Origin of the sequence: Plantactinospora sp. WMMB334, from assembly GCF_049179095.1 — a bacterium.
Classification (GTDB): domain Bacteria; phylum Actinomycetota; class Actinomycetes; order Mycobacteriales; family Micromonosporaceae; genus Plantactinospora.
On record NZ_JBMHME010000002.1, the window covers coordinates 7961223 to 7974437 of the forward strand.

14 protein-coding genes are annotated in these 13215 nt (G+C 74.4%); 5 read left to right on the forward strand and 9 right to left on the reverse strand.

Annotated elements, in window-relative coordinates:
• Positions 1-15: 15 nt before the first annotated feature.
• The 3 genes from ACN27G_RS34595 to ACN27G_RS34605 form a co-directional block, all read right to left on the reverse strand.
• Positions 16-1320, reverse strand: a complete 1305-nt coding sequence (locus ACN27G_RS34595; RefSeq protein ID WP_421496830.1) for a DUF1800 domain-containing protein — start codon at positions 1318-1320, stop codon at positions 16-18.
• A gap of 150 nt (positions 1321-1470) precedes the next feature.
• The gene (locus ACN27G_RS34600) at positions 1471-2259 is read right to left on the reverse strand and encodes an enoyl-CoA hydratase-related protein (RefSeq protein WP_421496831.1); all 789 of its coding nucleotides are present in this window, start codon (positions 2257-2259) and stop codon (positions 1471-1473) included.
• Complete coding sequence (locus ACN27G_RS34605; RefSeq protein ID WP_421496832.1) at positions 2256-3080, reverse strand: PaaX family transcriptional regulator C-terminal domain-containing protein; 825 nt, start codon at positions 3078-3080, stop codon at positions 2256-2258. The genes ACN27G_RS34600 and ACN27G_RS34605 overlap by 4 nt, the downstream gene beginning before the upstream one ends.
• Before the next feature lie 187 nt (positions 3081-3267).
• On the opposite strand from ACN27G_RS34605, the gene ACN27G_RS34610 reads away from it, so the two are divergent.
• Together ACN27G_RS34610 and ACN27G_RS34615 are read left to right on the forward strand one after the other, a co-directional pair.
• Positions 3268-3435, forward strand: coding sequence for a DUF3117 domain-containing protein (locus ACN27G_RS34610; RefSeq protein ID WP_007455245.1), 168 nt, complete (start codon positions 3268-3270; stop codon positions 3433-3435).
• A gap of 146 nt (positions 3436-3581) precedes the next feature.
• Positions 3582-5126: a leucyl aminopeptidase family protein gene (locus ACN27G_RS34615; protein ID WP_421496833.1), complete on the forward strand. Its 1545-nt coding sequence runs from the start codon at positions 3582-3584 to the stop codon at positions 5124-5126.
• A 153-nt stretch (positions 5127-5279) separates the two neighbouring features.
• Here ACN27G_RS34615 and ACN27G_RS34620 read toward each other — a convergent pair whose 3' ends face one another.
• The gene (locus tag ACN27G_RS34620; RefSeq protein ID WP_421497585.1) at positions 5280-5855 is read right to left on the reverse strand and encodes an O-methyltransferase; all 576 of its coding nucleotides are present in this window, start codon (positions 5853-5855) and stop codon (positions 5280-5282) included.
• A gap of 536 nt (positions 5856-6391) precedes the next feature.
• Between ACN27G_RS34620 and ACN27G_RS34625 the strand changes: the two genes are divergently transcribed.
• On the forward strand, positions 6392-7708 hold the full coding sequence (locus ACN27G_RS34625) for a S1C family serine protease (RefSeq protein ID WP_421496834.1): 1317 nt from the start codon (positions 6392-6394) through the stop codon (positions 7706-7708).
• A gap of 70 nt (positions 7709-7778) precedes the next feature.
• Positions 7779-8231 carry a preprotein translocase subunit TatB gene (locus tag ACN27G_RS34630; RefSeq protein ID WP_421496835.1) on the forward strand — a complete coding sequence of 151 codons (453 nt, stop codon included), beginning with the start codon at positions 7779-7781 and terminating at the stop codon, positions 8229-8231.
• Between the two features lie 133 nt (positions 8232-8364).
• Here ACN27G_RS34630 and ACN27G_RS34635 read toward each other — a convergent pair whose 3' ends face one another.
• The 3 genes from ACN27G_RS34635 to ACN27G_RS34645 all read right to left on the reverse strand — a co-directional run bounded on the left by ACN27G_RS34635 (position 8365) and on the right by ACN27G_RS34645 (position 11110).
• Positions 8365-9567 (reverse strand): Mrp/NBP35 family ATP-binding protein, encoded by a 1203-nt coding sequence (locus ACN27G_RS34635; protein WP_421496836.1) that lies wholly within the window; start codon positions 9565-9567, stop codon positions 8365-8367.
• A 242-nt stretch (positions 9568-9809) separates the two neighbouring features.
• The gene (locus tag ACN27G_RS34640) at positions 9810-10334 is read right to left on the reverse strand and encodes a hypothetical protein (protein WP_421496837.1); all 525 of its coding nucleotides are present in this window, start codon (positions 10332-10334) and stop codon (positions 9810-9812) included.
• Positions 10322-11110 (reverse strand): HAD family hydrolase, encoded by a 789-nt coding sequence (locus tag ACN27G_RS34645; RefSeq protein WP_421496838.1) that lies wholly within the window; start codon positions 11108-11110, stop codon positions 10322-10324. The genes ACN27G_RS34640 and ACN27G_RS34645 overlap by 13 nt, the downstream gene beginning before the upstream one ends.
• A gap of 105 nt (positions 11111-11215) precedes the next feature.
• On the opposite strand from ACN27G_RS34645, the gene ACN27G_RS34650 reads away from it, so the two are divergent.
• Positions 11216-12250, forward strand: coding sequence for a DMT family transporter (locus ACN27G_RS34650; RefSeq protein WP_421496839.1), 1035 nt, complete (start codon positions 11216-11218; stop codon positions 12248-12250).
• On the opposite strand, the gene ACN27G_RS34655 is transcribed toward ACN27G_RS34650, so the two are convergent.
• Entirely contained in the window at positions 12207-12647 is a 441-nt protein-coding gene (locus ACN27G_RS34655) for a DUF4190 domain-containing protein (RefSeq protein ID WP_421496840.1), read from the reverse strand. The two genes, ACN27G_RS34650 and ACN27G_RS34655, sit on opposite strands and share 44 nt — an antisense overlap.
• A 25-nt stretch (positions 12648-12672) precedes the next feature.
• The gene (locus tag ACN27G_RS34660) at positions 12673-13215 is read right to left on the reverse strand and encodes a DUF4190 domain-containing protein (RefSeq protein WP_421496841.1); all 543 of its coding nucleotides are present in this window, start codon (positions 13213-13215) and stop codon (positions 12673-12675) included.

Sequence of the window (13215 nt, forward strand, 5' to 3'; positions counted from 1 at the left end):
TCGGCCGACGGTGTGTCAGCCGACGGTGTATTCGGGGCTGACCAGCCCGGCGACGAGCAGTCGGCGGGGGTCGTCGGCCAGCGGGGTCAGGGCGGCCAGGGTGCGTGGCGTCCAGCGGTCGACCACCAGCAGCCGGGCCAGGGCGTCGGGCCGCCCGTCGCGGGGCGCGGCGGTGAGCCGCCGGGTCGCCTCCGGGGCCGCCGCGCCGGCGAGCAGCGCGGCGAGCCGCATCCGGGCCTGCAACGACGACGTGGTCAACCACGATGCGCCGGCCGGCCAACCGCCGACGCTCGGTGGTCGCAACGGCACCTGGTCCATCCCGGCCAGCCGGCCGGCGAGTTCCTTCCGCTGCGGCGCGGGGAGCTTCCCGGGCCGGATGCCGAGCTGGCGCATCGCGCCGACGGCCCACTCGACCGGCTGTTTCACCAGCCCGCCCCGGGTCTGCCCGAAGGCCGGGTGGGTGAAGAGCGCCCGGAGCAGCTCGGTGGTGCCGCCGCCCGTCCCGCCCAGCGTCTCCGGCGGCGCCACCTCCGTGCCGGCGAACCGGGCCCAGAGCCGGGCCGCCACGAAGGCGCCGGCCTCGGGACGGGCGGCGAGCAGCCGGGCGTACGAGTCGGCGTCGAACGCCCCGGTCCGGCCCAGGATCGTCTTCTCGGCCGGGTCGTGCCGCCGTCGCGCGAACCGGGCCTGCCCGGTGCGCCTGTCGACCTGCCAGCCGGTCAGCGCCCGCGCCCCGGCCTTGACGTCGTCCTCGGTGTAGTGGCCGATGCCGAGGGTGAAGAGTTCCATCAGCTCGCGGGCGAGGTTCTCGTTGGGGGCGGCCCGGGTGTTCTTCTGCCCGTCCAGCCAGATGATCAGGGCGGGGTCGGCGACCATCGCCCGGACCAGGGCCTCGAACGGGCCCCGGCCGTGCCTCCGGAAGGTCTCGAGCTGGCCGAGCATGAGCTGTGCCGACCTCACCTTGCGGACGCTTGTCGCCCAGTGCCCGTGCCAGAAGAAGACCAGCTTCTCGGTGAGCTGGTGCTCGGCGGCGACCATCCGGTCCAGCCACCATTCGACGAGCAGCCGCACCTGGTCCGCCCGCGCCTTCTGGGCCTGTTGCCGCTGTTCGCGGCTGGAGGTCTTGTCGATGCCGGCGTAGGGGTCGGCGCCGAGCCGGGGCAGCGGAGTGGCCGCCGCGCCGGGATCGGCACCGACCGGACCGAGCAACCGGTCCAGCGTCGTCGCCGGCCCGGCGCGTACGGCCGACTCCACCTCCTCGGCCGTCGGCCCGAAGGTGGCGCGGCGCAGCAGGTGTACGACAGCGTCCCGATCGACCATGCGACCGACCATAGGTGCCCGATGTACGAGTCCGGTAAGGCCGCCGATCGAGATTGATCAGCAGTCCGGTGGGGTCGCCGATCGAGACCGATCAGCGTGGCCGGAACCCGCCGCCGCATCCGAACGCCCGCGCCCGTGGTGGTCCGGCGGTCAGCGCCCCTCGAAGGCCGGCCGGCGCTTCGCCACGAAGGCGGCGGTGGCGGCCCGGTGGTCGGCGGTGGCGCCGCAGATGGTCTGCGCCTGCGCCTCGGCGGCGAGCGCCTCGGAGAGGGTGCCGGCGTCGCCGACCGAGAGCTGCCGCTTGATCGCCCCGTACGCCACCGTCGGCCCGGCCGCCAGCCGGGCGGCCAGCTCCTGCGCGGTCTCCAGCACCTGCTCGTCGTCGACCATCCGGGTCAGCAGCCCGAGCCGGTACGCCTCCTCCGCCGTCACCGGCTCGGCGAGCATCAGCAGCTCGACCGCCTTGGCGTGGCCGACGAGCCGGGGCAGCGACCAGGAGGCGCCGGTGTCGCCCGCCAGGCCGACCTTGGCGAAGGCGAGCAGGAAGCTCGTGCCGGGGCCGCCGATCCGGAAATCGGCGAGGAAGGCCAGCCCGGCACCGGCGCCGGCCGCCATGCCGCGTACCGCCGCGACGACCGGCTTGGGGAGGCTGGCCAGCCGGGAGGCGATCGGGTTGTAGTGGGTCCGGACGGTGCCGAGCGGGTCGGTGCCGCCGGCGGCGAGGGTCTCGGCGTGCTCCCGCAGGTCCTGGCCGGCGCAGAAGGCGGTGCCGGCGCCGGCCAGCACCACCGCGCGGCAGGACCGGTCGTGTTCCAGCGCGGTCAGGGTGTCCCGCAGGGCTTCCTTCAGCGGTACGTCCAGCGCGTTCATCGCCGCCGGCCGGTTGAGGGTCAGCGTGACCACGGAGTCGGAGCGGTCGACGAGCAACGGCTGGGTCACCTGTGTTGGCCCTTCTGTCGGGGGATCCGGTGCGCACCGTCGAGACACTGTTCGACGAAGCGGTCGGCGGCCGGCCGGAGCCGGGCGGCGTGCCGGTCGAAGAATGCCGCCGCGCTGGTCCCCGGCCACCGCTCGGGCAGCAGTGCCGGCGGTAGTTGCGGGTCCCGGAAGAGGAAGGTACGCCATGCGTGCACGAGCCGGAACCGGGCCGCGTACGCCTCCTGGTCACCGCTGCGTACGGTCACGGCGGAGAGCAGCGGTCGCTGCTCGGCGACGAAGTCCTGGTACGCCCTTGCGATCTCCTCGAGGTCCCAGGCCCGCCGGACCACCGCCATCGCCCCGGGCGTGCCGGCGGCGTGCGCGGCGGTGAACCGCTCGTAGCGCACCCCGGCCTCGGCGAGCAGGCCGTCCACGTCCTCGCCGGGGCGGGTGGCGACCCAGGTCTGCTCGTCGAGCATCCCGTAGCCCAGATAGCTCAGGTTGGCGGCGAGGCGTTGCCGGTCGCGCCGGTTCGTCCCGGCTTCGAGCACGATCAGGTCGAACCGGCCGTCCCATCCGATCTTGCCGGTCCGGTAGATCCGGGTGGCCGCCTCGTCAAGCCGCCGGGCGGCTCTCGGGGTGAGCAGATAGCCCGGTCCGGCGGCCAGCCGGAGGGGGTGCAGCCAGCCCTGCCGGACCATCCGGGAGACCGCGGTGCGGACCGCGGGTGCGGCGATGCCGAGCGGGGATAGTAGTTTGACCAGGGCGGACACCGGTGCGCGGCCACCCCTGGAACGGAGATAGTCGCCGTACAGGTCGAAGAGTGCCGACCGTGCCTGCATGACCGCACATTGTGACAGCCCTTCTCAAGATATGCTAGATGCTGTTACATCAATGCTGGTTCGGTTTGGGTCCGGCGGTGTTCATCAGGGAAAATCGTTGGTCGGCACCGCGGCCTTGGGCGGTGATGCTGACCAAATGGATGTGGGGCAACCCACCGACCCTGATGAAGGTCTGAGGGGAGACAACATGGCGGCGATGAAGCCGCGGACGGGCGACGGTCCGCTGGAGGTCACCAAGGAGGGCCGGGGCATCGTCATGCGGGTTCCGCTGGAGGGTGGTGGCCGGCTCGTCGTCGAGATGACTCCCGACGAGGCCAACGCGCTCGGTGACGCGCTGAAGGCCGCCGCCGGCTAAGTGAACGCCGACTCCTCCGGGCGGCATCTGCCGTCCGGCGGGGTTCTCACCCTGGGCCACCGGCGGTGCCGCCGGTGGCCCAGGGTGATGTCGGGCGGGGTACGGTCTCTCCCGCCCACACAAGATCGTCTGGAGGTGGCGTCGGCGTGCTGTCGATCCGTCTGGTGACCGACCCGGCCGGGTTCGACACCCTGGCCCTGCCCGTCGCGCCCGTCGGGGCACCCGACCGACCCACCGTCGACGTCGAGCGACCCGCCGTCGACGCCGAGCGACCCACCGTCGACGCCGAGCCGAGCGCCCGGCTGCTGTCGACCTGCCTGGCCCTTCCGGGCAAGCTGGCCGCCGAGGCGGCCGACCTGCTGCCCCACCTCGACCGGCCCGCCGTCCCGGGCGCGCTGCACCGGTCGATCCGGCCGCAGGGCGACCCGACCCGGCTGCTGCTGGCCGGCGTGGGTGCCGGCGACGAGGCCGGCTGGCGGGCGGCCGGGGCGGCGGTGGTCCGGGCCGCCACACGTGAGAGTTCGATCACGATAGCGATCCCGATCGATGTAGGTCCGGAGGTGGTGCGCGGGCTCGCCGAGGGGATCTGGCTGGCGTCGTACCGGTTCCGGATGCCCGACCCCGGCATCGCCGCCACCGATCCGCCGCCCCTCGCCGAGGTGCTGCTCGCGGTCGCCGACCCCGAGCCCTACCGGCCGGCGCTGGAGGCGGCCCGGTCGGTCGCCGAGGCGACCCGGTTCGCCCGGGACCTGACCAACACCCCCTCGTCGGTGAAGACCCCGGCCTGGTTCGCCGGGCAGGTGGTCGAGGCGGCCGCCGGGCGACCCGGGCTGACCGTCGAGGTCCGGGAGCCGGACTGGCTCGCCGCCGAGGGATTCGGCGGCATCCTCGCCGTCGGCGGCGGATCGGCCCAGGGGCCCCGGCTGGTCGAGCTGAGCTGGCGGCCCGAGGGCGCGCACCGGCACGTGGTGCTGGTCGGCAAGGGCATCACCTTCGACACCGGTGGCATCTCGATCAAGCCCCGGGACGCGATGAAACTGATGCGCAAGGACATGGGCGGTGCGGCGGCCGTGGTCACCGCGACCATCGGCGCGGCGGCGCTCGGGCTGCCGGTCCGGGTCACCGCGCTCGCCCCGCTCGCCGAGAACATGGTCAGCGGCTCGGCGTACCGGCCGGGCGACGTGATCCGGCACTACAACGGGGTGACCAGCGAGAGCACCAACACCGACGCCGAGGGCCGGCTGGTGCTCGCCGACGCGCTCGGCTACGCCGTGCAGCGGCTCGCCCCGGACGTACTGGTGGACCTGGCCACCCTCACCGGCGCCAACGCGGTCGCGCTGGGCAGGCGGACGGCGGCCCTCTACAGCGACACCGACGAACTGGCCGAGGAGGTGCTGGCGGCGGCCGGCGCGGCCGGTGAGGGGGCCTGGCGGATGCCGCTCCCGGCCGACTACACCGACTATCTCGGCAGTGAGATCGCCGACCTCTACAGCGCACCGACCCAGGGCGCCGGATCGGTACTCGCCGCGCTCTACCTCCGCGAGTTCGTCGGCGACCTGCGGGACCGCTGGGTGCACGTCGACATGTCGGCGCCCTCCTGGGCGGAGGGGAACGACGGCGAGCTGGTGAAGGGCGCCACCGGCTGGGGCGTACGCACGCTGCTGCGCTGGCTGGCCGACCGACCCGGCTGATCGGCCCGCCGCCGACCGACCCGGCTGATCGGCCCGCCGCCGACCGACCCGGCTGATCGGCCCGCCGCCGACCGACCCGGCTGATCGGCCCGCCGGCCGGCCCGGGGCCGCTCCAGCTCGGCCCCTGACCGGCCAGCGCCTGACCGCGCGCTGTCAGCGCTTGACGGCGACGAGCAGTCCTTCGCCGGTGGGCAGCAGTGCCGGGGTCCACTCCTCCGACTCGCGGACCGCCTTGACCACCTCACGGACCGTCACCGTCTCCACGTCCCGGGCGGCCGGGTCGCCGATCCGCCCGGCGGCCAGCGCCCCGTGCAGCGCGAGTACGCCACCGGGGCGCAGCAGCCGCAGTGCGGCGTCGACGCAGGCGCCGTACTCGGCGACGTCCGAGTCGACGAAGATCAGGTCGTAGGCACCGTCGGCGAGCCGGGGCAGCACGTCCAGCGCCCGGCCGGTGATGATCCGGGTACGTCCGGAGGGGAAACCCGCCTCCTGGAAGATCCGCCGGGCCATGCGCTGGTGTTCCGTCTCCACGTCGATGGTGGTCAGGATGCCGTCGGCGCGCATGCCGCGAAGCAGCCAGAGCCCGCTGACCCCGGTGCCGGTGCCGATCTCCACGACGGCCCGCGCACTCCCGGCGGCGGCCAGCAGGCGCAGCGCGGCACCGGTCCCCGGCGTGACGGCGTCGAGGCCGATCTCGCCGGCGAGGCTACGGGCGGTACGCAGGACCAGGTCCTCGGCGACGTACGCTTCGGCGAACTGGAGTGCTTGGGCGGTCGTCGTGCTGACTGACCGGGCGACCGTGGCGATGGGGCACCTCCGGGCGGCGAGGGACTCGGCTGGGGATGGAACGGTCTGTGGGATCTGCGGGTGGCCGGGCTTGCGGGCGCCGGGTTCGCCGGGTGACGGTGGAACGGGTGGCACTGGAACGGGTGGCACTGGAACGGGTGGCACTGGAACGGGTGCGGTGGAGCGGGCGCGCGGTAACCGGTGGCGGTGTACCGGCCCGTGATGGGAGCGGACGGGGCGGGCGGGGGTTGCGGTATGAGCCTAAGGGTGGCGACGCGTGATCGGCAGGCGCCCGCCTCGGGCGGCGGCCGTGCCCCGGCGCGACCGGTGACCGGGATGAGCACACCCTCGGACCAACCGATGACCGGTATTACGCCATCCGTGCGATCCTGGATGCGGAACCCGGACGCCGCGGCCGGAAGCGGTCGCCCGTGCCCGCGCGGCATCCGGCTTCAGGGACGGACTGGGAGGCAGCGAACGTGACGGACGGCTGGAACTGGCGCCAGCCCGATGGGACGTCGGCGTCGGCGTACCCCCCACCGGCGGCCGGCGCGCGGGTGACGCCGGGGGCGGTCCCCGGGCCGGGCTCCTCCCCGTGGTGGTCCGACGCGCTGCACGACCCGTGGCGTAACCCGGCCACCCCGGTGGCCGTGGTGGTGCAGGCGTCGCCGGAGGCGGCGGTGGGCGCCGCACCCGAGCCGGTGACCGACCCGGACACCGCGCGGCGCCGGGGCCTCGGCTCCGTCTTCCTCGTTTCGCTGGTCACCGCGCTCCTGGCCGGTGCGCTCGGTGGATCGCTGGGCTACGCCTTCGCGGTGGGGCGCGGTGCCGGCGGTACGACGGCGCTCGGCTCGGCCCCCGGTGAACCGCCCCCCGCAGCCCGGCGGCCGCCCGAGTCGCTGGCCGGCGTCGCCGAGCGGCTGCTGCCGAGCGTCGTCACGGTACGGGTCAGCGGCAACGGCGGGACCGGGCTCGGTTCGGGGTTCGTGGTGACCCGGGACGGTTACGTGATGACCAACGACCACGTGGTCGGGGTCGGCACCGACAGCGCGACCGTGGTCTTCAACGACGGCTCCACCGCACCGGCCGAGGTGGTCGGCAAGGATCCCGAGGCGGACATCGCCGTGATCAAGGTCTCCCGGACGGGGCTCCAGCCGGTCGAGTTCGGCGATTCCGACGGTGTGGCGGTCGGCGACCCGGTGCTCGCCTTCGGCACGCCGCTGTCGCTGGCCAACACCGTCACCGCGGGCATCATCAGCGCACTGGACCGGACGTTCCGGCAGGGCGAGGCGGGTGGGCAGGTGCGCTACTACGCCGCCATCCAGACCGACGCCGCCGTCAACCGGGGCAACTCCGGCGGCCCGCTCGTGGACGGCGGCGGTCGGGTGATCGGGGTCAACTCGGTGATCCAGACACCGGCCGCCGACGAGGAGACGGCCGGTAACGTCGGCCTGGCCTTCGCGATCCCGATCAACCAGGCCAAGCGGTTGGCCCAGGAGATCATCGACACCGGCCGGGCCCGGCGGACCGTGATCGGCGCGACGGTCGGCGGAGCCCGCTCGGGCGGGTCGGGTGGAGTGCGGATCTCCTCGATCGACCCGGCGGGGCCGGCCGCCGAGGCGGGGCTGCGCGCTGGCGACGTGGTGCTCAAGCTCGACGGCAGGCCGCTGGAGGACCCGAGCGACCTGATCGCGCTGGTCCGCAAGTACGCGCCCGGCTCGGTGGTGAGCGTCGAATTCCGGCGCGGCTCGGAGCGGCAGGCCGCCTCGGTGACCCTGGCCGCGGATGTGAAGTGACCTTCCTCCCCCTCCCGCCGCCGCCCACGACGTGCGTACTCTTGCCGGGAGCGGTGACGAGGAGGCGGCCGTGTTCGAGAACCTGAACTGGTGGGAGATTGGCGCGCTGCTGCTGGTCGCCCTGCTGATCTTCGGCGACCGGCTGCCGACCGTGATCAGTGACGGTCTCCGGATGCTGAGAAACCTGCGGAACATGGCCCGCAACGCCACCGGCGACCTCAGCCGGGAGCTGGGCACCGACATCCAGCTGGAGGACCTGCACCCGAAGGCGTTCATCCGCAAGCACCTGCTGAGCGAGGAAGACGAGCAGGCGATCCGCAAGCCGCTGGAGGGGACCTTCGAGAAGCTCCGCTCCGACCTGACCGACGTACGCCGGGAGGTCGACGACGTGGCGGCAGCGGCGGACTTCCGCCCGTCGGCGCGGGCCTCGACGGGCGGTGCCGGCGATGGCTCTCCCTCCGGCAGCGGCACCGACGTGGCCCCGGTGGCGCCGCGCCGCGCCTACGACGCCGACGCGACCTGACGTCGCACACGGCACCGACCCGTCACAGCGGTGCCGACCCGACCTCACGTCGCACGCGGTGCCGGCCCGGGAGGGCTGACGTCTGCGCCGGTCCGGCACGCGACGTCGGCGCCCGCGCGGACGCCGTCTTCGGCTAGCGGCCGGCGGGGCGCAGCCCCAACGGCTTGCCGAGCAGCGACTCGCGCCGCACCGCGAGCCGGTCGGCGACCGCGCTGAGCGCCTCGGCCGCCGGTGCGTCGGGCTCGGCGAGCACGACCGGGTTACCGGCGTCGCCGGCCTCGCGTACCCGGGTGTCCAGCGGGATCTGGCCGAGCAGCGGCACCTCTGCGCCGACCACCCTGGTCAGCGACTCGGCGACCGTCGCGCCGCCGCCGGAGCCGAAGACCTCCATCCGGGACCCGTCGGGCAGCTCCAGCCACGACATGTTCTCCACGACACCGACCAGCCGCTGGTGGGTCTGCAGGGCGATCCCGCCGGCCCGCTCGGCCACCTCGGCCGCCGCCGTCTGCGGGGTGGTGACCACCAGGATCTCCGCGTTGGGCAGCAGCTGGGCAAGTGAGATGGCGACGTCGCCGGTGCCCGGGGGAAGGTCGAGCAGCAGCACGTCCAGGTCGCCCCAGTAGACGTCGGCGAGGAACTGCTGCAACGCGCGGTGCAGCATCGGACCCCGCCAGACCACCGCCGCGTTGCCGTCGGTGAACATGCCGATCGAGATCACCTTCACCCCGTGCGCCTCGGGCGGCATGATCATGTCTTCCACCCGGGTCGGCCGGCCGTCGACACCGAGCATCCGGGGCACCGAGTGGCCGTAGATGTCCGCGTCCACGACGCCCACCGCCAGCCCCTTGGCGGCGAGCGAGGCGGCCAGGTTGACCGTGACACTCGACTTGCCGACGCCGCCCTTGCCGCTGGCGACCGCGTAGACCCGGGTGCGCGAGCCGGGCTGGGCGAACGGGATCACCGGTTCCTGGCTGGGCCCGCCGCCGCGCAACCGGGCCTGCAGGGCCTGCCGCTGCTCGGCACTCATCACGCCGAAGTCGATGGTGACCCCGGTCACCCCGGGCACCGCGCCGACCGCGGCGGTGATGTCGGTGCGCAGCTTGTCCCGCAGCGGGCAGCCGGCGACGGTGAGCAGCAGTTCCACCCGTACCGTGCCGTCGGCGCCGACCACGGCGGAGCGCACCATGCCGAGGTCGGTGATCGGCCGGCGGATCTCGGGATCGTCGACGGTGGCGAGCGCGGCGTGCACCGCCTCCTCGACGGCGTTCGTGGGCCGGTCGGCGGAGTCGGTGCCGGAGGCGGGCGCCCCCTGGCCGGGAACGGCTGGAGCAGACATATTCGCCATGCTACGTCGCGGGACGACCCGCCGGGCCGGCCGTACCCGGACGGCGGGAGCGAATCGGCACGACCTGGCCGGCAGGTCCGGCTCTCACCTTCGGTGAGGAAATCAGCGATGTGGCGGTAGACGCCGTACCCGTCGGGGTGGGACGATCGTTGGAGTCCGCCGCGCGCCTAGCCCCTTGAGGCGCGCGGCGTTTTCGTTCCCACGTCCCGGCGCGGGCAGCCGGCCACCTCGGGTCAGCGGCGCCGGACCCGGTGCAGCCGGAACGGCCGGCGGGTCCGCCGGATCGCGGTGGTCTCGCGCGGCGCAGCGGCGAGCGAGCCGTCCGGCAGGGTCGTCCCGGCGGCCAGCGGCGCCCCGGCCGGGGCCAGCCGGACGAGCGCACAGCCGGCCGTCCAGCGCTGCGCCACCGCCGCCGGGCTGCCGGTGGCGTTGAGCCGCTTGGCGGCCACCTGGGGCGCCACCTCCGCCCACCGCTCGCTCTCCGGCGCGATCCGGGTCACCTCGGCCGGCCAGGTGACGATCTGCCCGCCGTGGTCGCCGCGCAGGGTCACCGTGGCGGTGCCGGCCTCCGCCAGCCCCGGTGCGGACTGCTCGCCGGGACCGCTCACCACGTACAGCCCGCCGTCCAGCGGCACGCACCAGAGCGCGACCGCCGGCCGGTCACCGACCGCCACCCACGCCACCGCCGCCTTCTTCATCGCCTCCGCCACCAGCGGCGGCGGGGCCGGGCCGTCCTGCTCCTCGGTCACACCCCGCATCCTGCCCCACCCGCAACCGGCAGGGAACCCGCCGGCTCCGACCGGGCCCGGCCCGGCCCGGGTACGTCCGGCAGCTCGGGTACGTCCAGCAGCCCGGGAACCTCGGACAGCGAGGCGAGCGCCGGGCCGACCCACCCCCGGTCCTGGTTGAAGACGAGGTGACCGTGGAGATCGGCGGCGGCCAGCCGGATCGCCGTCATCCCGGTCCGGGCGGCGCCGGTCAGCTCCTGGCTGCCGCCGTCGCCGACGTAGAGGCAGTCTTCGGGGGGCACGTCGAGCCGGTGGCAGGCGGCGAGATAGATCGCCGGATCGGGCTTGCAGCAGCCGACCTGCACCGACAGCACCCGCACGTCGAGCAGGGGCGCGACCGGCAGCTGGGGCAGGAAGGCGGGAAGCTCGTGGGTGCAGTCGCTGACCAGCGCGACGCGGACACCCCGACGCCGGAGGGCGCGCAGCACCGTCACCGCCTCGGGGCGGAGTCGGGTGTCCGCGCGTACCGCCTCGACCCGGGCCGCGACGGCGGCCCGCAGGTCGGCGTCGGACGGCCGGGCACCGACCTGCGCACAGACCCAGCGCAGGGTGGCGGTGGCGTCGCCGAGCGCTCCGGTGGCGCGCAGGTAGAAGGAACGGTCGAGCACCTCGGCCAGGACGTCCACCCCGCAGCCGAGCAGGGCGGCGACCGCCGCGTGCCGATCGCCCCGCCGGGTGGCGCAGGTGAGGGTGCCGAAGAAGTCGAAGAGCACCGCCCGGTACGCGGGTAGCCGGTATGTGGGCATGGGGGAGCAGCCTCCAGAACCGGATGAAGCAGGTGCGTGCGATCGGAGGATCGTAACGGCTTGTGGATCAGATGGTGCCCCCTAGTGACATGTGAGGATTTTTCCGTGCCTGCCGCCGTACCGCCGCCCCGCGGCCCGATCGACCCGCTGAGCGTCGGCGCGGTCGCGGTCGCCATCGCCGCGGTCTCGTCGTCGGCGCCGCTGATCGCGTTCGCCGCCGCACCCGCGCTGGCCACCGCCTTCTGGCGCAACTTCCTCGCCGTCGGCGTGCTCGGGCCGGTCGCGCTGCTGCGGCGGCGGGCGGAGCTCACGGCGCTGACCAGGGGCACCGGCCGCCGGGACGCCGGCTACTGCGCGCTGGCCGGCCTCGCCCTCGCCGCGCACTTCGCCACCTGGATGCCGAGCGCCAAGCTGACCTCGGTGGCCGCCGCCACCGCCCTGGTGGTCACCCAGCCGGTCTGGCAGGGGCTGATCGCGCTCGGCCAGGGGCGGCGGCTTCCCCCGCTCGGCTGGATCGGCATCGGCCTGGCGGTCGCGGGGGCGGTCTGGGCGGTCGGCGCCGACTTCGGGGTCTCCGGCCGGGCCGTCGCCGGTGACCTGCTGGCGGTCGCCGGGGGGATGGCGGCGGCGGTCTACACCGCCCTCGGCGAGCGGGCCAGGAGCACGATCAGCACCCTCGGCTACACCACCATCTGCTACGGGGTCTGCGCGGCGGCGCTGCTGGTGGTCTGCCTGGCCGGCGGCGTACGCCTCGGCGGGTACACCGCGTCGACCTGGCTCGCCGTGCTGGGGCTGGTGGTCGGAGCCCAACTGCTCGGCCACTCGATGTTCAACTACGCGCTCCGCCGGATCTCCGCGACCACGATCAGCGTGCTCTTCCTGCTCGAGGCGCCCGGCGCCGCGTTGATCGCCTGGGCCTGGCTCGGCCAGGTGCCCCGGGCCGCCGCCCTGCCCGGGCTCGTCCTGCTGCTCGCCGGGGTCGCCGTGGTGCTGCACGGCGAGGCGCGGAGCGGCCGGCGCGCCGGCCCGGAGGTGGCACCGGAGCCGCCACCGGCGGCGCCGGAAGCGGCACCGGCGGCGACCAGCGGTCCACGGATCAGCCGGAGGTACTCGCGGTGGTGGCGAAGAGGACGCCCATGAAGCCCAGGTAGGCGAGGAAGAAGAGCAGGCCCAGCGCGGCTATCCCGAGGGACACCCAGCCGAGCACGAGACCGGCGGTGGCGAAACCGGCCCCCTCCTCGCCGGTCGCCTCGATCTCGGTACGCGCCTTCCGGGCCAGGTAGACCGCGACCGCGCCGACCACCTGGCAACTGAACAGGGCGACGATCCCGGTGACCAGGGCCGCGATCGCCATGCCGTTGGTGGGCCGGCGCAGCACGTAGGGGTAGCCGGGATAACCAGGCTGGGGCGGTGGCCAGCCCGGCTGCGGCGCGCCGCCGGGCGGTCCCGGATACTGCTGCGCCGGCTCGACGGGCGTCGTCGTGGGGCCGGCGTCGCCGGTGGGCTCGGAGGGGTTACCGGTGCTGCCTGGGTTCACGGCGTCTCCCTGTCGGTCCGGATGTTCAGAAGCCGCTGTCGTAGGTCGACGGCTGGTTGGCCAACCAGACGAAGAAGATCACGAGGGCGATGGTGGCGAGGATGGCGATCCCGGTGGCGATCCAGCCGACGATGATCGCGGCCTTGGCGAACCCCGCGCCGCCCTCGCCCCGCTCGCGGATCTGCTTGCTGGCGACGTGGCCGAGGATCGCCCCGACGGCGCCGAGATAGCCGCCCAGACCGTACCCGCAGAGCCCGAGCGCACCCACGATGGAGACGACCATCGCGGCGATGGAGAGTCCGTTGGTGGACGGACCCGGGGTGGCGACCGGGTAGCCGGGCGCTGGATAGCCCGGGGGCATCACCGGCTGGCCGCTGATCGGGTCGGTGTCGGTCGGGTATGCCTGGACCGGATATCCCGCCTGGTAGGGCTGGGCGGGGGCGGCCTGCCCGGTCGGATCCTGGTACATGGGCTGGTAGCCCGAATCCTGGTAGGCGCCCGGTTGGGCCGGTGGCTGCGCCTGCCAGGACGGATCGCCGGAGTAGCCGCTCTGCTGGGGGTCGGTCAT